Source organism: Stenotrophomonas sp. yr243, assembly GCF_900184195.1.
GTDB classification, from domain to species: Bacteria; Pseudomonadota; Gammaproteobacteria; order Xanthomonadales; family Xanthomonadaceae; genus Stenotrophomonas; species Stenotrophomonas lactitubi.
The window spans coordinates 1,310,608-1,331,886 of sequence record NZ_FXWT01000001.1; the positions used below are offsets into that span (position 1 = coordinate 1,310,608).

The following is a 21,279-nucleotide window of genomic DNA, read 5'->3' on the forward strand; positions in this document are numbered from 1 at the left end:
GGTTTCGCCTGACGAATGGGCGCACTGTGCGACCGCCACCGCCAGTACCACGTGAATCCGGCACGTTATTTTCATGATGGCCGTCAAATAATCACGGCAGTCGTCACGACTTTGCCGAAAATGCATATTCTCTTGTTCTGGCAAATCGGGAATATCCCTATTCCCGTCGTACCCCTTACCGGCCTCAGCTGCTGGAGAGTTTCATCAGCACCAGGCCGGCGACGATAAGCACCGCTGCGCCAATCCGCATCGGGTTGACCTGCTCGCCCAGGAACACGATGCCGACCACGAAGGCACCGACCGCGCCGATGCCGGTCCAGATCGTATAAGCGGTGCCCAGCGGCAGGCTGCGCATGGCGACGGCCAGCAGCCAGAAGCTGGCGATCATGCCGACGATGGTGATGACGGTGGGGGTGAGTTTGGTGAAGCCTTCAGACTGCTTCATCGACACGGCCCAGACGATTTCCAGCAGGCCGGCAAACAACAGGTAGATCCAGGCCATGACAGCCCTCCTTTGGTAGGGCCAGGCCGTCCTGGTCATTGAATCCCGATGTGGGGGAGGTCGTTCCTCCTGCGGCCGGATTCTAGCAACGGCGGCAGCCTTGGGCCGATGCCGCGGCCAACGGGTTACATCGGATTCAGCGCGTGAAGCTGGCGTCAGCACCCATGCCTGCGCTAGAATGCGCGTCTGCCATCGGTCAACTGATGCGCAGTCCGGCTGTGGTCTCCGGCGCACGACGCGCTGCTTCCCCTGATCCGTGAATCGGCCGCGTCCGGGCGGCCAACGTCTCTATGGTGGCCCCGTCGGCCCCTCGCGACGCTAGGTCGAAAACTCCGCCAGGGCCGGAAGGCAGCAACGGTATCGATCGACGCGGGCGCCGAGGTCAGCCGGCGGGGCCACCGCCTTTTCAGGCGATACCCCGCCCCTGCTAGATGCCAACCTTGGTTGGCGTCCTTCGCCGGGCATGCCCGGGCGCTACTGTGCCTCGGGCGTGCCCTGATGGAACGCCACCCGCCAACCCGTTGAATGCAGACGCCACAGCGAGCTGCGCAGCACCCAGCGCTGCGGTTGGTCATCGACGTGATAGCGACTGCGGTAACGCACCTGGGCCAGCCCCTCTGCCAGCATCCACACGGCGTACTGGTCCGACTCGATCACCACCTGCGCACGCTCCAGCGGGATCTCTTCCAGCGCGGCCTCACGGCCGTAGCACTGGCCGGAGCTGCCGATCTCGCTGAAATCCTCATCCAGCAATGCCGCCAGACGCTGATGATCGGCGCGCACCTGCGGGGAGTGCAGTGCGCGTTCCAGCCCCTCCAGCTCGGCAGCCAACGCCGGCGTTGCGGCGTGGCCAGCGTTGCTCACGGCGGATCCTGCACCAGTACGTGCGGAGCAGTCGGCGTGGCCAGCACAACGCACTGGCCCGGCTGTGCCACCCGGTGCCCGCGCGCGGCCAGGGCCTGGCCATCGGCCACGCTGGCGTAGTGGTACAGCATCATCCGTGCCTGCAGCTCGGCGCTGTACTCGCGTTCCAGGTCATCCACCCCGGTGTGCGAAGGATTGCCATGCAACCCGCAATCGTGGGCGATCAGCTCATTGTCATTGGCAAAGCGCGCCAGCATTTCCGGAATCGGTCGGGTATCGCCGCTCCAGGTCAGCGCGCCCTGCAGGCGCAGGCCATAGGCCGTCTCCGGCCAGTGGTGGCGCACCGGGAACACTTCCAGGCGCACGCCCTCGTGCCAGAACGCATCGCCCACCACGATCAGCTGGAAGGCATCCCAGAAGTTGGCGCCGCCCTCGGCCAGCACGTTCGGGTAATCGCCGATGCGCTTGTGCAGCAGCGGCACCACCGTGGCCGGCACGTACAGGCGCACCTTGCCGCGCCGCTGCGCGCTGAAGAAGGTGTCCACGAACAGCCGCTCGAAACCCGCCACATGGTCCAGGTGTACATGGGTGACGAACAGCGCCTGCGGCATATGCCCGTAGTGCGCCTTGAACGCGGTCAGGCCTTCGCCGCCGCAGTCGATGGCCAGCCACGGCCGGCCATCGCGCTCGATCACCGACATCGGCGAACCCAGCTCGACCGCCGACGCATTGCCGACGCCGAGAAAACGCAACGACCAGTCCATCAGGTGCCCCGGTTCCAGGCCATGTCATAGGCGCGACGCAGGCGCGCGTAGTCTTTTTCCACGTCTTCCACGCTGCGCTCGCCGCGCAGCTTGATCAGCGAGCGCAGCAGGCGCTTGAGATTGCGCTCGCGCCAGGCCGTGGCCGGGATGCGGATCACCCCGCGATCGAAGTCGATCAGCCAGCCGTGGCCGTTGCCGTCGAACAGGATGTTGTGCGCATTGAGATCGGCATGGTCCAGGCCGGCACGGTGGAAGCGCGCGATCATCCGCCCGGTTTCCTCCCACGGCGCACCGCGCCCGGCCACCAGTGCGCGGTCGGCCAGCGAGCGTACCCCTTCGATCCGTTCCATCAGGATCGCGGCGCGGTAGCGCAGCCCCTCACGCATGTAGAAAGCGGCAATCGGCCTGGGCACCGGCAGTTTCTTCTCGCGCAGTGCGCGCATCAGCCGGAATTCGGCAAAACTGCGGGTCCGGTCCGCCCCCCGCCAGATGTACTGGTCGTGGCTGATCCGGGCCGCCAGCCCCCCGCGCAGGTAGTGCCGCAGCACGCTGGGACCAAACGGCGCATCCACGAACCAGGCACTGCCGCGGCCGCCCTCACCCACCGGCCGGGCCTTGCCGGCCCAGTGCTGTGGCGAGAACAGACCGATGTCGGCTTGCCGCAGCCGCTCGCGGTCGAACAGAATGGCCCCGATGCCGCGACCCTCGCGGCATGGCGTCAGCGCTTCATTGGCGTCGAATGCGACCATTCCTTTGAGTCTAACAACACATGGCATCAGCGTCCTCCTCCTTGTGTCTTCTGCGCCTGTCCGCTCTTGGCGATGTGACCCACGTAGTGCCGCTGGTGCGCACCCTGCAGGCCGCGCGCCCGGACACGCCGATCCACTGGATCATCGACAAGGTCGGGCAGAAGCTGCTTGATGGCCTGCCGGGCGTCACCTTCCATGCCTACGACAAGAAGACCGGCATGGCCGGGGTGAAGGAACTGCGCAAGCAGCTGCCGCCCGGGCGTTTCGAGGCGCTGCTGCAGATGCAGGTGGCGTTCCGCGCGAACGTGCTGTCCGCCTTCATTCCCGCCGAGCGCCGCATCGGTTACGACCGCAGCCGCTCCAAGGACCTGCACGGCCTCTTCATCAACGAACGCATCGCTGATCGCCCGGGCATCCATGTGCTCGATGCCATCGGCAGCTTCTGCGAGCCGCTGGGCCTGCGCCAGACCGACGTCAGCTGGGACCTGGCCGTGCCGCAGGCAGCCTATGACTGGGCCGCTGCGCAATGGCAGGACGATGGCAGGCCGGTGCTGATGATCTCGCCCTGCTCCAGCCACGTGCGCCGCAACTGGTACGCCGACCGCTATGCCGAGGTCGCCAACCATGCCGTCGCGCGCGGCTGGCGGATCGTGCTGTGCGGCGGCCGCAGCGAACTGGAGCGCAGCATGGCCGACGCCATCCTGGCCCAGCTGGATGTTCCGGCGCTGGACCTGGTCGGCAAGGACACGCTCAAGCAGTTGCCGGCATTGCTGGCCCGCGCCAACCTGGTGATGACGCCGGACTCGGGCCCGATGCACATCGCCAACGCGATGGGCACCAAAGTGCTGGGCCTGCATGCGGCCAGCAACCCGAACCGCAGCGGCCCGTACTCGGACCGCCGCTACTGCGCGGACCGCTATGACGACGCAGCGCGCAAGTACCTGGGCAAACAGGCAGCCGACCTCAAGTGGGGCACCAAGATCGAATTCGACGACGTGATGGAACTGATCACCGTCGAGGACGGCATTGCAGCGTTCGAGCGCTACGTGGCCGACCACCTGGGCTGAGTGGCAGACCGGGCGGTATCTGGTGGGTGCGGCTGCATCCACGCATGGTGCGGATCCATTGCATCGGGCTGCCAGGGTTACGCGCGCTGCGTGTAGTCCTGGTAGGACTTCTCTTCCACATAGGCCGAGCCCAGCGCCAGGTTGATCGCCTTCTTGATCCGCGCCCGTTCGTCGTTGCGCAGGTACACGCTGCGCGCCAGGTCGATGAACCCCTGATCGAAGGCCTGCGCCTTGTCCTTCAGGCGGATGTCGTCCTCGATCTCCCACAGCTGCTCGTTGACCGTCTTCAGCTCAGCACGCAGCTTGGCGATGTCCTTCACTGCCGCCGGGTGCGCCATCCAGGTGGTTTCCAGCGCGGACAGCTCCTTGCGTACGTTGGCCAGCTTGCCTTCGTCACTGATGCGCTCGGACTTGATCTGCAGGATCGAGATCTTGTCCAGCAGCTCGCCGAATGAAACGGGGACGAGGATTTCAGCGGTCATCGAGGGAGCTCCAGCAGGTGATGGAATACATGGTAACCCGCCGCATGCGAACGGCATCCACGCATGGCGTGGATCTACTGGAGCATCCGCGGGGAGAGGCAAAGGGAGGGGCCCCAACTTGCATCGCAACGTTTGGGGCGACGCGCGCAGCATCGTCGCATCCCAGCGCCAGATGATCCCACTTGCCCACCGCATCCGTTGATGCAGATCCATCTGGAGGAACAAGCCCCTCTGTTGAGGGGCTGCCCCGACAGGGGCGGGGAGAGGCCGGCAAAGGGAGGGGCCCATTCGTTGCGCAGCAACGTATGGGGCGAAGCGCGCGAAGCGCACTTCGCATTCCCGCGCCAGATAAAAAGAAAAAGGGCCGCCTTTCGGCGGCCCTTTTTCTTTTTATCTGGCGGAGAGGGGGGGATTCGAACCCCCGAGGCGCTATAAACGCCTGCCTGATTTCGAGTCAGGTACATTCAACCGCTCTGCCACCTCTCCAGATGTTCCCCGGCGAACCGGGGACGCGCATCATACGAGGAAGCGCGGCTGACGACAAGTCATTGTGGCCCGCGAAGTGAAATTTTCCTGACTGCATGGCTTGCCGGATGTCCGCTTGGCCGTGATGATGCCGTTCTCCCCGGCATTACCCCGTCCCCAGCAGCCACCATGATCGAATTCGGACATCTCACCCACCCCGGCCTGCGCCGCGAGCTCAACGAGGACACCTATTACGGTGACGGCGAGCTGGCCCTGTGGCTGGTGGCCGACGGCATGGGCGGGCACGCCTGCGGCGAGGTGGCCAGCGCGCTGGCGCGCGAGACCATCGTCCGCGAGATCCGCCGTGGCGCGCCGTTGGCACAGGCGATCCGCACGGCCGACGAAGAGATCATCCGCGCCTCGCGCCGACGCAACGACAGCCTGCCGATGGGCACCACCGTGGTCGCTGCACGGGTGCAGGGCAACCGCTACGAAGTGGCCTGGGTCGGCGACAGCCGCGCCTATCTGTGGCGCGATGGCCAGCTTGCCCAGCTCAGCCAGGACCACAGCGTGGTGCAGGAACTGGTTGCGCAGGGCAACCTGACCGCCGAGCAGGCGCGCGCTCATCCCCACCGCAACGTGGTCACCCAGGCACTGGGCGTCACCGACCCGGCACACCTGAATGTGGCGACCACCAGCGGCGAGCTGCGCCCGGGCATGCAGTTGCTGCTGTGCAGTGATGGCCTGACCGAGGAGGTGAATGATCGCGGCATCGCCCGCACCCTCGCCTTCGACGATGCCAGCGCCCAGGAATGCGTGGACAGCCTGGTCGCCACCGCCCTGGACGGGGGTGGTTCGGACAACATCACCGTGATCCTGGTGCGCTGCCACTGAGCAACGGCATCCACGCATGGCGTGGATCTACCGTAGAGCCACGCCATGCGTGGCTGCATTTCACCCGTATCACCACGCCATGCGTGGCTGCCGCGGTCGCCTACGCGCTCGCAGCCTCTTCAACCTTCGGGCCGTCCCACAACGCGTGGCCGGCCTTCTTGCGCAACCGCTCCAGGCGCGCCGCGTGCGCTTCCTGTTCCGACGGCGTGGCCACCACGCGCGGGCGCGGCAGCAGCTTGGACGCATCGAACGCCTGCAACGCCGCAGCGCCACCGGCATCATCATCGCCCAGCCCGAAGCCGATCTCCTCCTGGCCCGAGGTCAGTGCGATGTACACATCGCCCAGGATCTGCGCATCCAGCAGACCGCCATGCAGGGCGCGGTGCGAGTTGTCCACGCCCAGCCGCTTGCACAGCGCATCCAGCGAATTGCGTTGGCCCGGAAAACGTTCGCGCGCCAGCGCCAGGGTGTCGATCACCGTGCAGCGATCGGTGATCTTCCCGTACTGCTCGCCGAGCAGGGACAGCTCGTTGTCGAGGAAGCCCAGATCGAACGCGGCGTTGTGGATGATCAATTCGGCGCCATCGATGAAGGCCAGGAACTCCTCCACGACCTGCGCGAACTCAGGCTTGTCGGCCAGGAATTCCAGGGTCAGGCCGGTGACTTCCTGCGCGCCCTGTTCGAATTCGCAGTCCGGCTTCAGGTACTGGTGATAGGTGTTGCCGGTCGGGCGGCGCTTGAACAACTCGACGCAGCCGATTTCGACGACGCGGTTGCCCTTCTTCCACTCCAGGCCGGTGGTTTCGGTATCAAGGATGATCTGACGCATGGGCTCAGTTTACCGGGCTGCCGTCGCGGATCTGGATCGCGGCATTGCGGGCCAGGGTATCCACGCGTTCATTGTCCGGATCGCCGGAATGGCCTTTCACCCAGCGCCAGTCGATCTGGTGCCGCAGCGTGGCTGCCTGCAGGCGCTCCCACAGTTCACGGTTCTTCACCGGATCACCTCCGGCGGTCTTCCAGTTCTTGCGGATCCAGCCCGGCAGCCACTGGGTCAGGCCCTGCCGTACGTACTGCGAATCGGTGTAGAGGACGATCTCGCAGGGTTCGGTCAGCGACTCCAGGCCGGAAATGGCCGCCATCAGCTCCATCCGATTGTTGGTGGTATGCGCTTCACCACCGCTCAGTTCGCGCTCATGCCCTTTGTAGCGCAGCAGCGCCGCCCAGCCGCCGGGGCCGGGATTGCCGAGGCAGGAACCGTCGGTGTGGATTTCGATGGTTTTCAATACAACTCCAGATCAGGTAGCAACGGTGCCGTGCCAGCGCACGGGCAACGGGGTCGGCCCGGGCAGGGCCAGCGTGCGTTTTTCAGCGTGGAACAGGCAGGCCGCGCGCAGGGGAGCCCAGCCGCCGCGACGGCGGCTGCCGGCACCCTGCCACATCGGCCCCAGGTAGCGCGTGTCCTCGCATTCCAGCCCGTGGCGCTGCAGCAGCTGGCGGATCCGCTGCGGCGTGCGCACCGCCAGCCCGTGCTGGCGCCAGCGGGTGCGGAACGGGCTGAATGGATTGAGGCTGGTCAGCCACAGATGGCCACCGGGCATCAACACGCGTTCGCATTCGTCCAGCAGATGGTCGGCATCACCGACGGTCACATGCTGCAGCACGATGGCGTTGACGCTCTCGTTGGGCAGCGGCAACGGCAGCGCGCAGCGGGTATCGCCAGCGTAGCCAGTGCCCTCGCGATGCAGGCGCAGGCCACGCCCGCCCAGCTGCGCATCGCCCAACCAGGCAGCACTCGGGGCGATCCACAACCAGGGCCGGGTCGGCAGCAGCGACAGCTGCGGCAGCAGCAGTTGCCGTTCAAGCACGCGCAAGGTCTCCGCCGGTTCGCTGTCGAACCACGGGGCCTGGCTCGCTTGACGGGTGCTCTGCAGCGCGGGCATGGTCCAATTCTATGCGACTGACTGCCCTGCCCGCATTTGCGGACAATTACATCTGGATGCTGACCGCCGACGACGGTGCTGCCGTGGTCGTCGATCCCGGCGACGCTGCGCCGGTACTGGCGCTGGCTGAGCAAGGCGTGCGCGTGGACACCATCCTGCTCACCCATCACCACGACGACCACATCGACGGAGTGCCGGCGCTGCAGGCGCGTTTCCCCGGCGTGCGCGTGGTTGCACCGGTCGAAGAGCGCATCCCGATGGCCACCGAGCGGGTCGGTGAAGGTGAACGTGTTCAGGCACTAGGCCAGATGTTCCACGTACTATCCGTCCCCGGGCACACCCGCAGCCACATCGCGTTTCACACCGCTGAACAGCTTTTCAGCGGAGATTCGTTGTTCAGCCTGGGCTGTGGACGCCTGTTCGAAGGTACGCCGTCCCAGCTGCTGGCATCGATGCGCAAGCTGGGTGCCCTGCCCACGCAACTGCTGCTGTGTTGCGCTCACGAGTACACCGTGTCAAATGCCGTCTTCGCGCGGCATGTCGACCCCGCCAACGCTGCCTTGTTGCAGCGCCAAGAGGAGGCTTTGGCCATGCGCCGCGATGACCGTTCCACCCTGCCAGTATCCCTGGCCGATGAAATTGCCTGTAATCCGTTCCTGCGTACCCACACTGCGCCCATCCGCGCGGCCGTGTCGGCGCACCTGGGGCGCGAGGTCGTGGACGACGTCGACGTCATGGCCGGTCTCCGGCACTGGAAAGACGGCTTCCGCGCATGAGTCGCCGAAGTCTGCCGCTGGCCCTGGGTCTCGTCCTGGGGTTGGCCGGAACTGCCGGCGCACAATCGCTGGGCGCCGGCATCAGCCAGAACCTGACCGCCGCCTCGGCCCTGCCGCTGGATCCGTCAACGCTGCCGGCCGCATCGGTCCGCAACGGCCAGGAGATCTTCTCCAGCTTCCGCGACGGCCTGGCCGAACCGAGCTGCGACGCCGAGGCCACCAGCCCGCGCTGGCAGAAGCAGTTCGCCCACGCCCCTTCGCGGCTGGCCAACCAGGATGATGACGCGCTGGTGCTGTTCGGCTATGTGGTCGAAGAGCTGCGCAAAGCCAACCTGCCCACCGAATTCGCCCTGATTCCCTTCGTCGAAAGCGGCTACCGGCCCAATGCCCGCAACGGCAGCGGCCCGACCGGCCTGTGGCAGTTCATCGCCACTACCGCACGCAACCATCGCGTGCCGATGAGCAACAACTATGACGGCCGGCTGTCTGCAGTGGAGTCCACGCAGGCTGCCGTGCGCTACCTGAAGACCCTGCATGGCATGTTCGGCGGCGACTGGCGCCTGGCCACCATGGCCTACAACGCTGGCGAGTATCGCGTGCTGCAGTCCATGCGCAAGGCCGGCATGAACGCGCAGAACGCCAAGCCGGCCGGCCTGCCCGGGCTGTCGCCGGTCACCCACGCCTACGTCGAGAAGCTGCATGCGCTGGCCTGCGTGCTGGAAGACGTGGAAGACCAGCCGGGCGTGATGGCCTCGCTGGACCGCACCGTACCGGTGCTGAAGGACCACACCCTGCCTGCCGGCACCAGCGTCCAGCAGTGGGCCGCCCAGCGCGCCCTGGACCCGGCGAAGATCGCCCGCTTGAATCCGGCACTGGCCGCCGGCAACCGCCCGTCGGGCACCGCACGCGTACTGGCCCCGGTCTCAGCGTCCAACGCGGACGTTGCCGACATCGCCAGCACGGCCGTTGCCACCGCACTGGCCAGCACTGCCAGCGCCGCGCCCAGCCCGCAGGTGGCAAAGGTGGTCGCGTCGGCTGCTGATCGCCCGCGCAACCGTCGCCACACCGTACGCAACGGCGAATCGGCATGGACCATCGCCCGTCGCTACGGCATGCCGGTCAAGGCACTGTTGTCGCTGAACGGCTTGAGCGGCAGCAGCGTGCTGAAGCCAGGCGCGGTACTGCGCGTCGAAGACTGAGGTCGGCGCGGCGCTGCCGCGCGGTTTCCGGCCAACGGCGGAGCCCCTCGCGGGTGGCCGCAGCAGCAATCATGAGTTGGGACGAGCGAGATGGGCCCACGGGGGACGCCGTGAACCCATCCTTGGGGGCTTGGCCGCGGCATCCATGCCGCGGACACCCCCGCGCGCCCACCCGCCCGTCCCCTGATAGTTTCTGGCGGCACCCACGGATCAGAAGATGAAGAGCGGGAACAGGCGCGGGTTGTGCTTCGCTTCTGGTAGCTGCCGACCTTGGTCGGCACTCATTGCTCGGGTCACGGTTTGATCGAGGTTGCGACAACAAAAAAGGCCCGGCAATGCCGGGCCTTTTGGTTCCTGCTCGCCAGAGGCTTACAGGTTCGCTTCGGTGGTCTGGATCAAGAACTTCTTGCGCATCGCCTCGATGTAGGCCTTGGCCGCAGCCATGCCGTCGATCTGGCTCAGCTGGTCCTTCAGCTGCTTCTGCTGCTCGGCGGTCACTTCCTTGATGTCGCCCGGATTGACCTTGCTCACTGCGAACAGCAGCGCGTGCCCATTGACGTCGACCTTGCCGTAGCTCGGCTTGCCCTCGACCGGCACCGGCGCGCTGAAGATCGCGCGGTTGATCTCCGGGGTCGGCACCGGCTGGCTGCGCGGCAGGCCCGGCATCGGGCTCAGCTGCAGCTTCTCGCTGGCAGCCAGCGACTGCAGGGTCGCGCCCGCCTTCAGCTTGGCCAGCAGGGCATCAGCGGCCTTGTCACCGGCATGGCGCTGACGATCGGCACGGATCGCGGCGATCACCTGCTCACGCGCCTTGTCCAGCGGCATCGCCTGCTCCGGGGTATGCGCGGCAACACGGATCACCACGCTGTGGTTGCTGCTGCCACCCAGGGCGATCGGATCGCTGGCGGTACCATCCTGCACCAGGACGTCGGAGAAGGCAGCACGCAGCACGGCCGGATCAGCGGCAATGCCGGTGGCGGTGGTGCGCGTGATCGGGCCCAGCGTCTGCATCGACAGGCCGACGTCCTTGGCGGCTGCGGCCAGGTCGCTCGGGCTCTTGTTGATGGCATCAACCAGGCGGCCTGCCAGATCGTTGAAGCCACGCTCACCGTCGGCCTTCAGCTGCTCGGCTGCCAGGGTGTCACGCACTTCTTCAAACGACTTGCCCTGGCCACCACGAACCGCAGCGACCTTGATGATGTGGAAGCCGAAGTCGGTCTTGACCGGGCCGATCACTTCACCGGCCTTGGCGCCAAACAGTGCGTCTTCAAACGGCTTGACCATCGCGCCACGTTCCACCCAACCCAGGTCACCGCCCTGCGCCTTGGAACCGGGATCTTCCGAGTTCGCCTTGGCCAGTGCGGCAAAGTCGGCACCTGCCGCCTTTGCTTCGACAGCCAGCTTGGCGGCCTTGGCTTCAGCACCGTCGCCGGTGATCAGGATATGCGCCGCCTGGCGCTGTTCGGGCGTGGTGAACTTGGCCTTCTCGTCTTCATAGCGCTTGCGCAGGGTCGCCTCGTCGGCCGCGGTCGGCGCCGGCAGGTTCGCACCATTGAGCTCGACATATTCCAGCGACACCGATTCGGCCTGGCGGAAATCCTTGCCATGGCTGTCGTACCACTGCTTGATCTGCTCATCGGTGACCGGCGCGGTATCAACCGGAACTTCCGGCAGCGCGGCCAGTTCCACATCGCGGGTTTCGCCCAGCAGCTTCAACAGACGCTCGGTCTCGGCCTGGGTGACAAAGCCGGAGTTCTGCAGGCCCGACGGGATCACCGACTGCTGCAGGCTCTCACGCACCAGTTCCTGGAACTGGGTCGGCGTGCGCGGCGGATTGCCACCGGCCAGGGCCAGACGGTAATTGCTTTCGCTGAACTTGCCATCGGCGTCCAGGAAGCGCGGGATGGTGGTGATGTATTCGCGCACAGCGCCGTCGCCAATCACGACACCGGCCTGCTCACCGACCAGGCGCACGACCTGCTCGTCGATCAACTGGTCGAGCACGGCCACCTTGTTCTCGGTGCTTTCGAACGCGCGTGGGTCGAAGTTCTCGCCCTGCTGCTCGCGTTCGCGCATGCGCTCCTGCTCGAAACGGGTGCGGAAGTCCTGTGCGCTGATCTCATGGTGCTGCCACATCATGCGCACCGGCCACCAGGACGGTGCCGAGCGCCACCAGGTCGGCGGTGCCGAAACCTTGGCGACGTTCTGTGCGCCGACGCCACCGAGGTAGCTGTTGTCGATGACGAACAGGAACGGAATCATCAGCAGCCCCAGGATCACGGTAACGATCCAGCCTGAGGTCTTGTCGCGGAGTTTCTGCAGCATGGTGAGGAATCACAAGGCTTGATTGGCGAGCCCGGCAGTGTAACCCGCTTCGCGGCGTGGACCAAAAGCAGTGCCGGCGGGGTCTGCCGCCATCATGGCCAGGCGATCGGCACGATCGCGCCCATCAAAAGATGAAAACGACGCAAAGAAAAAGCCCCCGACTTGCGTCGAGGGCTCTTAGAGTTGGCGGAGCGGACGGGACTCGAACCCGCGACCTCCGGCGTGACAGGCCAGCATTCTAACCAGCTGAACTACCGCTCCGTATTGCAGACCTCTTTGTTTTCTCTGCAACCGGGTGGTTGGAGAGAAAACAAGGCCCCCAGCTTTTCGGCCGGGGGCCTCGTTGAAAATGGCGGAGCGGACGGGACTCGAACCCGCGACCTCCGGCGTGACAGGCCAGCATTCTAACCAGCTGAACTACCGCTCCGTATTGCAGACCTCTTTGTTTTCTCTGCAACCGGGTGGTTGGAGAGAAAACAAGGCCCCCAGCTTTTCGGCCGGGGGCCTCGTTGAAAATGGCGGAGCGGACGGGACTCGAACCCGCGACCTCCGGCGTGACAGGCCAGCATTCTAACCAGCTGAACTACCGCTCCGTATTGCAGACCTCTTTGTTTTCTCTGCAACCGGGTGGTTGGAGAGAAAACAAGGCCCCCAGCTTTTCGGCCGGGGGCCTCGTTGAAAATGGCGGAGCGGACGGGACTCGAACCCGCGACCTCCGGCGTGACAGGCCAGCATTCTAACCAGCTGAACTACCGCTCCACATTTCAAACTTACCGCGGTGCTGTGGTGGGTGCTGAGGGTTTCGAACCCCCGACCCTCTCCGTGTAAAGGAGACGCTCTACCGCTGAGCTAAGCACCCCAGCGAGCCGCTTAGTTTACAGCATCCTTCAGGGCCTTACCAGCCTTGAACGACGGATTCTTCGAAGCAGCGATCTTGATGGTGTCGCCGGTCTTCGGGTTGCGGCCGGTGCGGGCTGCACGGTCGCGGACCTGGAAGGTACCGAAGCCAACCAGGGTGACCGCATCGCCGTCCTTCAGCGCCTTGGTGACGGCAGCAACGACGGCATCGACAGCGCGGCTGGACTCGGCCTTGGTCAGGTCGGCAGCTTCAGCAACGGCATCGATCAATTCGGTCTTGTTCATTCTTTACAACTCCTTTGGCGGTGGGTTCCGCGTATTCGACAGGGAAGCAACCGCACGACGTCTGCATGCGGTTGCCATGTGGAAACGGTTCGCCGAATTCAGTGAGCGCTGACTGCGATCACTCATTCGCGAGTGCTGCTTTTATACCAGCGGCCCTACCCCCACGCAAGCTGGAAAGCCAGCAACGACGCGGGTTTCAAGCATTTCGACAGGACGCATCAATGCTTGACGCGCGCGTTTCCACTCGGTTTGGCCTTGCTGCGCACCGTGACGCGCTGCGCACTCTTGCGCGTCTTCTTCGGTGCCAGCGGACGTTCCAGCGCCAGATCGAGCACTTCATCGATGTACTTCACCGGCACGATCTCCAGATCGCGGGTGACGTTGGCCGGAATGTCGGCAAGATCCTTGCGGTTCTCATCAGGGATGATCACCGTGCGGATTCCGCCGCGCAGGGCAGCCAGCAACTTCTCCTTCAAGCCGCCGATCGCAGTGACGCGACCACGCAGGGTGATTTCGCCGGTCATCGCCACATCGGCGCGCACGGCAACCTTGGTCAGCATCGACACCAGCGAGGTGACCATTGCCGCACCGGCACTGGGACCATCCTTCGGCGTCGCACCATCGGGCACATGCAGATGCACGTCGTGCTTCTGCAGGAAGTCCGCATCGATGCCGAAGCGCTCGGCACGCGAACGCACCACCGACAACGCCGCCGACGCCGATTCCTTCATCACGTTGCCGAGCTGGCCGGTCAGGATCAGCTGGCCCTTGCCCGGTACCAGCGTCGATTCGATCTGCAGCAGATCGCCACCGACTTCGGTCCACGCCAGGCCGGTGACAAGGCCGATCTCGTTCTCTTCTTCGGCGCGGCCGAAGTCGAAGCGACGCACGCCCAGGTACTTGTCCAGGTTCTTGCTCGACACGCTCACCAGCGCCTTGGACTTGCGCGCGCCCTTCTTTGCCTTCGCCACCGGCTGCGGTCCACCCAGCGCGATCTCCTTCACCACCTTGCGGCAGATCTTGGCGATCTCGCGTTCCAGGTTGCGCACGCCGGATTCGCGCGTGTAGTAGCGCACGATGTCCTGGATCGCATCGCTGCCGATCTCCAGCTCTTCCGGCTTCAGGCCATTGGCCTTGATCTGCTTGGGAGCCAGGTAACGGGTGGCGATGTTGAGCTTCTCATCCTCGGTGTAACCGGGGATGCGGATCACTTCCATGCGGTCCAGCAGCGGACCCGGAATGTTGAGCGAGTTCGAGGTGGCCACGAACATCACTTCGGACAGGTCCAGGTCCACTTCCAGATAGTGGTCGTTGAATGCATTGTTCTGCTCGGGGTCGAGCACTTCCAGCAGCGCAGAGGACGGATCGCCGCGGAAGTCCATCGACATCTTGTCGATCTCGTCCAGCACGAACAGCGGGTTCTTGCTGCCGACCTTGTTGAGGTTCTGCACGATGCGGCCCGGCATCGAACCGACATAGGTACGACGGTGCCCACGGATCTCGGCTTCGTCGCGCACGCCGCCCAGCGACATGCGCACGAACTTGCGGTTGGTGGCCTTGGCGATGGACTGGCCCAGCGAGGTCTTGCCCACGCCCGGCGGTCCGACCAGGCACAGGATCGGCCCCTTCATCTGCTTCACCCGCGACTGCACCGCCAGATATTCAAGGATGCGTTCCTTGACCTTCTCCAGGCCGTAGTGATCGGCATCGAGGGTGTCCTGCGCGGCCTTGAGGTCCTTGCGCACCTTGCTGCGCTTCTTCCACGGCACGCCCAGCAACCACTCCAGGTAGTTGCGCACGACCGCTGCTTCGGCGGACATCGGAGACATCTGCTTGAGCTTGTTGAGCTCGTTGCGCGCCTTGGTTTCCACCGGCTTGGGCATGCCTGCTTCGGCGATCTTGCGCGCCAGCTCTTCCAGTTCGCCCGGCGCGTCGTCAAGGTCGCCCAGCTCCTTCTGGATGGCCTTCATCTGTTCGTTGAGGTAGTACTCGCGCTGGCTCTTTTCCATCTGCGACTTCACGCGGCCGCGGATGCGCTTTTCCATCTGCTGCACGTCGATCTCGCCGTCGACCAGACCGACCAGCATCTCCAGGCGTTCGCCCACGGCCAGCGTTTCCAGCAGGCGCTGCTTGTCCGACAACCGCACGCTGATATGCGCGGCGATGGTGTCGGCCAGGCGGGTCGGCTCATCGATGCCGGCCAGGGTCTGCAGCAGCTCCGGCGGCAGCTTGCGGTTGGTCTTGACGTACTGCTCGAACAGCGACATCAGCGAGCGGGCGATGGCCTCGATCTCGCGCGGCTCACGTGCATCGGTGGCGTCGATTTCGACGGCCTGGCCGTGCAGCGAGCCATCACGCTCGCTGACGCTGGTCACCTGCACGCGCGATAGGCCTTCGACCAGCACCTTGATGGTGCCGTCGGGCAGCTTCAGCAGCTGCAGCACCTGCGCCAGGGTGCCGACCTGGTAGAGGTCGGCGGCCTGCGGGTCATCGGTCTCGGCCGACTTCTGCGCCAGCAGCAGGATGCGCTTGTCCGCTTCCATTGCCTGTTCCAGCGCATGCATGGACTTGTCGCGGCCGACGAACAGCGGGATGACCATGTGCGGGAATACCACTACGTCGCGCAGCGGCAGGACCGGCAGGTCGAGGGTCTCACTTGGGGAACGGGCCATGGGGGCTCCAGGGAAGGGGAAAACCGTCTCCGGGAGGGCATCTTCCGGAGACAAAAAAAGCCGATGGCCCCGTTATGGGGCCATCGGCTTTCAGATGCAAGACGTTCCGAGAAAATTCTTTCTATTCAACAAGTTGAAAGAATCATTCGGCGCCAGCGGCCTTCTGTTCAGGGGCCGGCGGGGTCTGGTAGATCAGGTACGGCTCGGACTTGTGCTCGATCACCGATTCATCCACGACAACCTTGCTGACGTTTTCCTGCGACGGCAGGTCGTACATGGTGTCCAGCAGGACCGATTCGACGATGGTACGCAGGCCACGGGCACCCGTCTTGCGCTTGAGCGCCTTCTTGGCGATGGCCGACAACGCGTCCGGACGGAACTCCAGTTCGACGTTTTCCATCTCGAACAGCTTCTTGAACTGCTTGGTGATGGCGTTTTTCGGCTCGGTCAGGATGCGGATCAGGGCCGGCTCGTCCAGCTCCTCCAGAGTCGCGACCACCGGCAGGCGGCCCACGAACTCGGGAATCAGGCCGAACTTGATCAGGTCTTCCGGCTCGACTTCGGCCAGCACCTTGCCCACTTCCTGCTTGCGCTCGCTGCTCTTCACCTTGGCACCGAAGCCAATGCCGCCGGAGTCGTTGGAACGCTGCTGGATCACCTTGTCCAGCCCGGCGAACGCGCCGCCGCAGATGAACAGGATGTTCTTGGTGTCCACCTGCAGGAATTCCTGCTGCGGGTGCTTGCGGCCACCCTGCGGCGGAACGCTGGCCACGGTGCCTTCGATCAGCTTCAACAGGGCCTGCTGCACGCCTTCGCCGGACACATCGCGGGTGATTGACGGGTTCTCGCTCTTGCGCGAGATCTTGTCGATTTCATCGATGTAGACGATGCCCTGCTGTGCCTTCTCGACGTCGTAGTCGCACTTCTGCAGTAGCTTCTGGATGATGTTCTCCACGTCCTCGCCCACGTAACCGGCTTCGGTCAGCGTGGTGGCGTCGGCCATGGTGAACGGCACGTTGAGCAGGCGGGCCAGGGTCTCGGCCAGCAGGGTCTTGCCCGAACCGGTCGGGCCGACCAGCAGGATGTTCGACTTCGCCAGCTCGACTTCGTCGTTCTTCTGGCGGCTCTCGATGCGCTTGTAGTGGTTGTACACGGCCACGGCCAACGTCCGCTTCGCGCGGTTCTGGCCGATCACGTACTGGTCGAGCACCTCGAGGATCTCGCGCGGCTTGGGCAGCGAACTGCGTGCCGACTGCGCCTTTTCCTCAAGCTCTTCACGGATGATGTCGTTGCACAGCTCCACGCACTCATCACAGATGAACACGCTCGGACCGGCAATCAGCTTGCGCACTTCATGCTGGCTCTTGCCGCAGAAAGAGCAGTAGAGGATCTTGCCGGTGTCCGTGGAACGACCTTGGCGGTCTTCGCTCATGCTTCGCTTACCCAGTTACGCCACCCGCTGAACGGGGGTTCGATTCGAGAATAACACAGGGCCGGAGGGACATCAGTCCACCCGACCCTGCAGGAACGGGGCCTGCCATGGCCCCGTGAGTGCCGGTCAGCCAGCCTGGATCGACTCTTCCGGACGACGCTCCAGGACCTGGTCGACCAGGCCGTAGGCGACCGCATCGACCGCGCTCTTGAAGTTGTCGCGCTCGGTATCACGCGCGATGGTCTCCAGCGACTGGCCGGTGTGCTTGGCCAGCACTTCGTTCAGGCGCGCACGCAGGGTCAGGATCTCGCGTGCGTGGATGTCGATGTCGGTGGCCTGGCCCTGGAAGCCACCCAGCGGCTGGTGGATCATCACCCGCGAGTTCGGCAGCGCATAGCGCTTGCCGGCTGCACCGGAAGCCAGCAGCAGCGCGCCCATCGAGGCGGCCTGGCCGACGCAGATGGTGCTCACGTCCGGCTTGATGTACTGCATGGTGTCGTAGATCGCCATCCCGGCGGTGACCACGCCACCCGGCGAGTTGATGTAGATGCTGATGTCCTTTTCCGGGTTTTCCGCTTCCAGGAACAGCAGCTGCGCCACCACCACGTTGGCCATGTGATCGTCGATCGGGCCAACCAGGAAGATCAGACGCTCCTTCAACAGGCGCGAATAGATGTCGTAGGCACGCTCGCCGCGGCTGGTCTGCTCGACCACCATGGGAACCATGTTCAGGGCTTTGGTTCGGTTGTCCATTTCGTGAGGTACCTATCTTGGGGGGAAACACCCCCGCGCCAGGGCTGGCGCGGGGTATCCGGCAATCCGCCAGGGATTACTGGCGGATCGCGTCCTGGAACGACAGCTTTTCTTCAGTGTGCTGGGCGCGCTCGGCGATCCAGTCGATCACCTGCTCTTCCATCACGCGGTTCTGCAGGCCAGACATCAGCTGGGGGTCGTTGCGGTACATCTCAATGACCTGCTCCGGCTCTTCGTAGGTCGAAGCGATCAGACGCATCGTTTCATTCAGACGCTTCGGTTCCAGGCGCAGGTCGTTGCTGCGGGCCACTTCGCCGACCACCAGGCCGACCAGCACGCGCTTGGCAGCAGCGTCCTTGAAGCCTTCGTGGGCATCGGCCGGGATCTCGCCCGGGTTGCGGCCACTGCGGCGGATCTGCTCGACCTGCTGGGCCAGCATGGCGCGGGCTTCGTTCTCGACCAGGCGCGGCGGCATTTCCACCGAAGCGTAGGCCGCGATCAGCTGCTCGCCGACTTCACGACGCAGACGGTTCATCAGCGCGCCCTTCAGCTCGCGCTCGAGGTTGGCACGGATGTCGCTGCGGAACTGCTCGACGTCGCCGCCCTTCACACCGAAGCTCTTGATGAAGGCTTCATCGACCGCCGGCACGACCGGCTCGGAGACGTCGGTGACCTTGACGGTGACCTGCACGGTCTTGCCCGCCAGCGCCGGCACGCGCCAGTCAGCCGGGAACTCGACGTCCAGGGTCTTCTCTTCGTCCTTGGTCATGCCGACCAGGCCCTGCTCGATGGTCTCGAACATCATGCCCTGACCGAGCACGATGCTGCCCTTCTCGGTGCCTTCCGCCGGCAGGCGCTCGTCACCGGCCTGCGACCAGGTTTCCAGTGCGACCAGGTCGCCGTCCTGTGCGGCACGGGTGACCGGCGACCAGCTGCGACGCTGGGTCTGCAGGTTCTCGATCATCTGGTCGATGTCGGCGTCGGTGATCTCGGCGGTGTGGCGCACGACGGTCAGCTTGCTGACGTCGATGTCACCGAAGTCCGGCACCACTTCGACGGTGGCCACGAAGGAGAACTCACCCTCGTCGCCCTTGTCGATGCGCGGGCTGCCGACGATGCGCAGGTCGTGCTCGCGCACGGCGGCGTCGAAGGTCTCACGCAGCAGGCCGTCCAGCGCCTCGCCACGGACCTGCGCGCCGAAGCGCTGCTCGATCACCTTGGCCGGCACCTTGCCCGGACGGAAACCCTTGATGCGGGTGGTGCGGGCGATTTCGCCCAGGCGGCCGTTGATGTGGCTCTGCAGACGGTCTTCCGGCAGCGAGAAGCTCAGGCGGCGTTCCAGGTTGCCGATGGTTTCGATCGAAGCTTGCATGTTGACTCCTGCCACCGGTGGCGCCCTGGCCCCCGGCTCGATGATGGATGAAACGGTTGTAAGGACACGACGTCGATGACGCGCCTGCTTGCCGCAGCCCTTTAGTTTCGCCCAATTCGGGCGGCGCCGCCAGCATGGCGGGGCGCAGGGGTTGACGCGGAATGCCCGACTGGGCGGGGGACGGGCCGGCCTGGTGCGAAAGGGGGGACTCGAACCCCCACGCCTTGCGGCACTGGAACCTAAATCCAGGGCGTCTACCAATTCCGCCACTTTCGCGTGGCCGGCTCAGGTGTTCATTGTTGCAGGCGGGGGCGGAAAGCGGAAGGCCTCCACAAAACTGAATACGCCATTTGATGGAGAAAGCAGCCCGGGCGGTCGGTGCCGACCCGGGCCACCGGATCAACGCGCGGGCTGCATCTGCCCGGACGCCGCACCATCGCTGCCCACCGCAGCATCGCGCTTGCGGGCCTCAAGCGTCGCGCCGTCTTCAGAGCGCTTCATTTCAACCGTCTCCGCAGGTACCCCCTCCCCCGTTGCCTCAGCCGGACGCATTGCCATCGCCGTGTCGACCAGTTGCGCTGGGACATGCTCGACATCCGCAGCGCGCTCCACCGTCTGCGCGTGATCCGGCGTGGCCCCGGCAGTGGCGGCGTCGTCCGCCCTGCAACCTGACAGCACGATCACCGCCAGGCCGGACAGCATCAGACTCACAGTCCTGTTAATGGCCATCAAAGCATTCCTCATGCATGCGCCTTCGGCGCGGAACACCTATTGGGAGCGATGCCGATGGCAACCGGTGAGAAGCAGCTCACAGCATTGAACATGCCGATGACGTATTTGACGCTGCTTTCAGCCGTGCTTCATTGGATCCACGCCGTGCGTGGATTGCGCGTTTCGTGCGACCTTCATCCACGCCGAGCGCGGGCCTACCGACGCTGTCGCAGGCAAGAAAAAAGCCACTTGGCGGACCAAGTGGCTTTCGTCTGGTGGGCTGTCAAGGATTCGAACCTTGGACCTATTGATTAAGAGTCAACTGCTCTACCAACTGAGCTAACAGCCCGAAATCGGGGGCGAATTATGACCCGATCCGCGAGGGCGTTGCAAGCACTTTCTTCAACCTGGTTGAAACAAGCACTGCAACCGGCGATCCATCGCGAAGGGTTACATCTGAAGAAAAAAGCCACCGGGTGGACCCGATGGCTTCTGTCTTGGTGGGCTGTCAAGGATTCGAACCTTGGACCTATTGATTAAGAGTCAACTGCTCTACCAACTGAGCTAACAGCCCTTGAAACTCAGACGCACATTGTAGCGTGCACTCTGTTTATTGCAATACCGTTTCGGCGTTGCCGACGCGGTTGAACCAGTGGGGTGGCTGAGGGGATTCGAACCCCCGACCACCGGAATCACAATCCGGTACTCTAACCAACTGAGCTACAGCCACCACTGAAACTTTCGCTCCATCGTCGATGCGGCTGACGCAGGAGCTTGATGCTTTGCAACCGGGCGGAACCAGAAGTCCGTGCCCCGAAGCGAGTCCGGCATTTTCCGGGAGTCGCTCGGGAATTGCAAGCACTTCTTCACATTAATGTGCAGGGGCAGGAACAGGGTTTTCCGCTCCCCCTGCGCTCGCTCAACCCGACACCGCGATCACGTCGACCGCACCTGCGAAGTGCAGCATGGGCCATGGCTGCCCTGCCGGGATCGCGTGCAACGTGGCTGCATGCACGCCCGGGAATGCCAGCGCCACCTCTCTCTTGGGAGTGGCCTGCAACGGCAGGCACGGCAACACCTCTCCGCCGAGCAATGGACCCATCGCGTTGCGTGATCCCGCACTACGCAGGAAACGCGCGACGGGAAAACGATGGCCTGTCTTCCTT

At 64.6% G+C, this 21,279-nt stretch carries 19 protein-coding genes, 10 tRNA genes and 1 other RNA gene; 5 read left to right on the forward strand and 25 right to left on the reverse strand.

Features of this window, described 5'->3' with window-relative positions:
- Positions 1 to 184: 184 nt before the first annotated feature.
- Entirely contained in the window at positions 185 to 502 is a 318-nt protein-coding gene (gene sugE / locus QOL57_RS06240) for a quaternary ammonium compound efflux SMR transporter SugE (protein ID WP_089239132.1), read from the reverse strand.
- 299 nt (positions 503 to 801) lie between these two features.
- Here sugE and ffs point away from each other — a divergent pair.
- Positions 802 to 898, forward strand: an RNA gene (gene ffs / locus QOL57_RS06245) — signal recognition particle sRNA small type.
- A gap of 78 nt (positions 899 to 976) precedes the next feature.
- Here the strand turns inward: ffs and QOL57_RS06250 are convergent.
- Genes QOL57_RS06250 through QOL57_RS06260 form a run of 3 tightly spaced genes read right to left on the reverse strand, consistent with a single transcriptional unit; the run spans position 977 to position 2,879 of the window.
- The gene (locus QOL57_RS06250; RefSeq protein WP_089239130.1) at positions 977 to 1,366 is read right to left on the reverse strand and encodes a nuclear transport factor 2 family protein; all 390 of its coding nucleotides are present in this window, start codon (positions 1,364 to 1,366) and stop codon (positions 977 to 979) included.
- A complete protein-coding gene (locus QOL57_RS06255) occupies positions 1,363 to 2,130 on the reverse strand; it encodes an MBL fold metallo-hydrolase (protein WP_089239128.1) in 768 nt (255 codons plus the stop codon). The genes QOL57_RS06250 and QOL57_RS06255 overlap by 4 nt, the downstream gene beginning before the upstream one ends.
- Positions 2,130 to 2,879: a 3-deoxy-D-manno-octulosonic acid kinase gene (locus tag QOL57_RS06260; protein WP_089239126.1), complete on the reverse strand. Its 750-nt coding sequence runs from the start codon at positions 2,877 to 2,879 to the stop codon at positions 2,130 to 2,132. The genes QOL57_RS06255 and QOL57_RS06260 overlap by 1 nt, the downstream gene beginning before the upstream one ends.
- Before the next feature lie 20 nt (positions 2,880 to 2,899).
- Between QOL57_RS06260 and QOL57_RS06265 the strand changes: the two genes are divergently transcribed.
- Positions 2,900 to 3,946 (forward strand): glycosyltransferase family 9 protein, encoded by a 1,047-nt coding sequence (locus tag QOL57_RS06265; protein WP_089239124.1) that lies wholly within the window; start codon positions 2,900 to 2,902, stop codon positions 3,944 to 3,946.
- 77 nt (positions 3,947 to 4,023) lie between these two features.
- Here the strand turns inward: QOL57_RS06265 and QOL57_RS06270 are convergent, their stop codons facing one another.
- Positions 4,024 to 4,428 (reverse strand): DUF6165 family protein, encoded by a 405-nt coding sequence (locus QOL57_RS06270; RefSeq protein WP_049468383.1) that lies wholly within the window; start codon positions 4,426 to 4,428, stop codon positions 4,024 to 4,026.
- Positions 4,429 to 4,823: 395 nt separating this feature from the next.
- Positions 4,824 to 4,914 (reverse strand) — tRNA-Ser (locus QOL57_RS06275).
- Between the two features lie 168 nt (positions 4,915 to 5,082).
- Between QOL57_RS06275 and QOL57_RS06280 the strand changes: the two genes are divergently transcribed.
- Complete coding sequence (locus QOL57_RS06280) at positions 5,083 to 5,787, forward strand: protein phosphatase 2C domain-containing protein (RefSeq protein WP_089239122.1); 705 nt, start codon at positions 5,083 to 5,085, stop codon at positions 5,785 to 5,787.
- 100 nt (positions 5,788 to 5,887) lie between these two features.
- Here the strand turns inward: QOL57_RS06280 and dnaQ are convergent, their stop codons facing one another.
- From dnaQ to QOL57_RS06295, 3 genes are read right to left on the reverse strand one after another with little or no spacing between them, the layout of a single operon-like run.
- A complete protein-coding gene (gene dnaQ, locus QOL57_RS06285; protein ID WP_025878156.1) occupies positions 5,888 to 6,616 on the reverse strand; it encodes a DNA polymerase III subunit epsilon in 729 nt (242 codons plus the stop codon).
- A gap of 4 nt (positions 6,617 to 6,620) precedes the next feature.
- Positions 6,621 to 7,073, reverse strand: coding sequence for a ribonuclease HI (gene rnhA, locus QOL57_RS06290; RefSeq protein ID WP_025878155.1), 453 nt, complete (start codon positions 7,071 to 7,073; stop codon positions 6,621 to 6,623).
- Positions 7,074 to 7,085: 12 nt separating this feature from the next.
- Complete coding sequence (locus tag QOL57_RS06295; protein ID WP_089239120.1) at positions 7,086 to 7,730, reverse strand: hypothetical protein; 645 nt, start codon at positions 7,728 to 7,730, stop codon at positions 7,086 to 7,088.
- A gap of 11 nt (positions 7,731 to 7,741) precedes the next feature.
- On the opposite strand from QOL57_RS06295, the gene gloB reads away from it, so the two are divergent.
- Both gloB and QOL57_RS06305 read left to right on the forward strand, forming a co-directional pair.
- Positions 7,742 to 8,506: a hydroxyacylglutathione hydrolase gene (gloB, locus tag QOL57_RS06300; protein ID WP_089239118.1), complete on the forward strand. Its 765-nt coding sequence runs from the start codon at positions 7,742 to 7,744 to the stop codon at positions 8,504 to 8,506.
- Positions 8,503 to 9,705 (forward strand): lytic transglycosylase domain-containing protein, encoded by a 1,203-nt coding sequence (locus QOL57_RS06305; protein ID WP_089239116.1) that lies wholly within the window; start codon positions 8,503 to 8,505, stop codon positions 9,703 to 9,705. The genes gloB and QOL57_RS06305 overlap by 4 nt, the downstream gene beginning before the upstream one ends.
- 369 nt (positions 9,706 to 10,074) lie before the next feature.
- Here the strand turns inward: QOL57_RS06305 and QOL57_RS06310 are convergent, their stop codons facing one another.
- From QOL57_RS06310 to QOL57_RS06385, 16 genes are all read right to left on the reverse strand, one after another.
- Positions 10,075 to 12,030, reverse strand: coding sequence for a peptidyl-prolyl cis-trans isomerase (locus QOL57_RS06310; RefSeq protein WP_089239114.1), 1,956 nt, complete (start codon positions 12,028 to 12,030; stop codon positions 10,075 to 10,077).
- Positions 12,031 to 12,214: 184 nt separating this feature from the next.
- A tRNA-Asp gene (locus QOL57_RS06315) sits at positions 12,215 to 12,291 on the reverse strand.
- Between the two features lie 89 nt (positions 12,292 to 12,380).
- Positions 12,381 to 12,457: transfer RNA gene (locus QOL57_RS06320), tRNA-Asp, on the reverse strand.
- Positions 12,458 to 12,546: 89 nt separating this feature from the next.
- A tRNA-Asp gene (locus QOL57_RS06325) sits at positions 12,547 to 12,623 on the reverse strand.
- 89 nt (positions 12,624 to 12,712) lie between these two features.
- Positions 12,713 to 12,789, reverse strand: a tRNA-Asp gene (locus QOL57_RS06330).
- A gap of 25 nt (positions 12,790 to 12,814) precedes the next feature.
- Positions 12,815 to 12,889 (reverse strand) — tRNA-Val (locus tag QOL57_RS06335).
- A gap of 11 nt (positions 12,890 to 12,900) precedes the next feature.
- A complete protein-coding gene (locus QOL57_RS06340; protein WP_004146343.1) occupies positions 12,901 to 13,173 on the reverse strand; it encodes an HU family DNA-binding protein in 273 nt (90 codons plus the stop codon).
- A 218-nt stretch (positions 13,174 to 13,391) separates the two neighbouring features.
- The gene (gene lon / locus QOL57_RS06345; RefSeq protein ID WP_089239112.1) at positions 13,392 to 15,845 is read right to left on the reverse strand and encodes an endopeptidase La; all 2,454 of its coding nucleotides are present in this window, start codon (positions 15,843 to 15,845) and stop codon (positions 13,392 to 13,394) included.
- 142 nt (positions 15,846 to 15,987) lie between these two features.
- Positions 15,988 to 17,277 carry an ATP-dependent Clp protease ATP-binding subunit ClpX gene (clpX, locus tag QOL57_RS06350; RefSeq protein WP_089239110.1) on the reverse strand — a complete coding sequence of 430 codons (1,290 nt, stop codon included), beginning with the start codon at positions 17,275 to 17,277 and terminating at the stop codon, positions 15,988 to 15,990.
- A 126-nt stretch (positions 17,278 to 17,403) separates the two neighbouring features.
- The gene (gene clpP / locus QOL57_RS06355; RefSeq protein WP_025878142.1) at positions 17,404 to 18,030 is read right to left on the reverse strand and encodes an ATP-dependent Clp endopeptidase proteolytic subunit ClpP; all 627 of its coding nucleotides are present in this window, start codon (positions 18,028 to 18,030) and stop codon (positions 17,404 to 17,406) included.
- A gap of 76 nt (positions 18,031 to 18,106) precedes the next feature.
- A complete protein-coding gene (tig, locus tag QOL57_RS06360) occupies positions 18,107 to 19,402 on the reverse strand; it encodes a trigger factor (RefSeq protein ID WP_089239108.1) in 1,296 nt (431 codons plus the stop codon).
- 191 nt (positions 19,403 to 19,593) lie between these two features.
- Positions 19,594 to 19,678: transfer RNA gene (locus QOL57_RS06365), tRNA-Leu, on the reverse strand.
- A 123-nt stretch (positions 19,679 to 19,801) separates the two neighbouring features.
- Positions 19,802 to 20,104 carry a hypothetical protein gene (locus tag QOL57_RS06370; RefSeq protein ID WP_141134247.1) on the reverse strand — a complete coding sequence of 101 codons (303 nt, stop codon included), beginning with the start codon at positions 20,102 to 20,104 and terminating at the stop codon, positions 19,802 to 19,804.
- Positions 20,105 to 20,386: 282 nt separating this feature from the next.
- Positions 20,387 to 20,462: transfer RNA gene (locus QOL57_RS06375), tRNA-Lys, on the reverse strand.
- A gap of 149 nt (positions 20,463 to 20,611) precedes the next feature.
- A tRNA-Lys gene (locus QOL57_RS06380) sits at positions 20,612 to 20,687 on the reverse strand.
- 79 nt (positions 20,688 to 20,766) lie between these two features.
- Positions 20,767 to 20,843 (reverse strand) — tRNA-His (locus QOL57_RS06385).
- Positions 20,844 to 21,279: the final 436 nt, after the last annotated feature.

Bases quoted from the DNA above. Each gene is read 5' to 3' on its own strand.
- sugE (WP_089239132.1), bottom strand. From the start codon at position 502: ATGGCCTGGATCTACCTGTTGTTTGCCGGCCTGCTGGAAATCGTCTGG.
- QOL57_RS06255 (WP_089239128.1), bottom strand. From the start codon at position 2,130: ATGGACTGGTCGTTGCGTTTTCTCGGCGTCGGCAATGCGTCGGCGGTC.
- QOL57_RS06260 (WP_089239126.1), bottom strand. From the start codon at position 2,879: ATGGTCGCATTCGACGCCAATGAAGCGCTGACGCCATGCCGCGAGGGT.
- QOL57_RS06265 (WP_089239124.1), top strand. From the start codon at position 2,900: ATGGCATCAGCGTCCTCCTCCTTGTGTCTTCTGCGCCTGTCCGCTCTT.
- QOL57_RS06270 (WP_049468383.1), bottom strand. From the start codon at position 4,428: ATGACCGCTGAAATCCTCGTCCCCGTTTCATTCGGCGAGCTGCTGGAC.
- QOL57_RS06280 (WP_089239122.1), top strand. From the start codon at position 5,083: ATGATCGAATTCGGACATCTCACCCACCCCGGCCTGCGCCGCGAGCTC.
- dnaQ (WP_025878156.1), bottom strand. From the start codon at position 6,616: ATGCGTCAGATCATCCTTGATACCGAAACCACCGGCCTGGAGTGGAAG.
- QOL57_RS06295 (WP_089239120.1), bottom strand. From the start codon at position 7,730: ATGCCCGCGCTGCAGAGCACCCGTCAAGCGAGCCAGGCCCCGTGGTTC.
- gloB (WP_089239118.1), top strand. From the start codon at position 7,742: ATGCGACTGACTGCCCTGCCCGCATTTGCGGACAATTACATCTGGATG.
- QOL57_RS06305 (WP_089239116.1), top strand. From the start codon at position 8,503: ATGAGTCGCCGAAGTCTGCCGCTGGCCCTGGGTCTCGTCCTGGGGTTG.
- QOL57_RS06310 (WP_089239114.1), bottom strand. From the start codon at position 12,030: ATGCTGCAGAAACTCCGCGACAAGACCTCAGGCTGGATCGTTACCGTG.
- QOL57_RS06340 (WP_004146343.1), bottom strand. From the start codon at position 13,173: ATGAACAAGACCGAATTGATCGATGCCGTTGCTGAAGCTGCCGACCTG.
- lon (WP_089239112.1), bottom strand. From the start codon at position 15,845: ATGGCCCGTTCCCCAAGTGAGACCCTCGACCTGCCGGTCCTGCCGCTG.
- clpX (WP_089239110.1), bottom strand. From the start codon at position 17,277: ATGAGCGAAGACCGCCAAGGTCGTTCCACGGACACCGGCAAGATCCTC.
- clpP (WP_025878142.1), bottom strand. From the start codon at position 18,030: ATGGACAACCGAACCAAAGCCCTGAACATGGTTCCCATGGTGGTCGAG.
- tig (WP_089239108.1), bottom strand. From the start codon at position 19,402: ATGCAAGCTTCGATCGAAACCATCGGCAACCTGGAACGCCGCCTGAGC.
- QOL57_RS06370 (WP_141134247.1), bottom strand. From the start codon at position 20,104: ATGCTGTCCGGCCTGGCGGTGATCGTGCTGTCAGGTTGCAGGGCGGAC.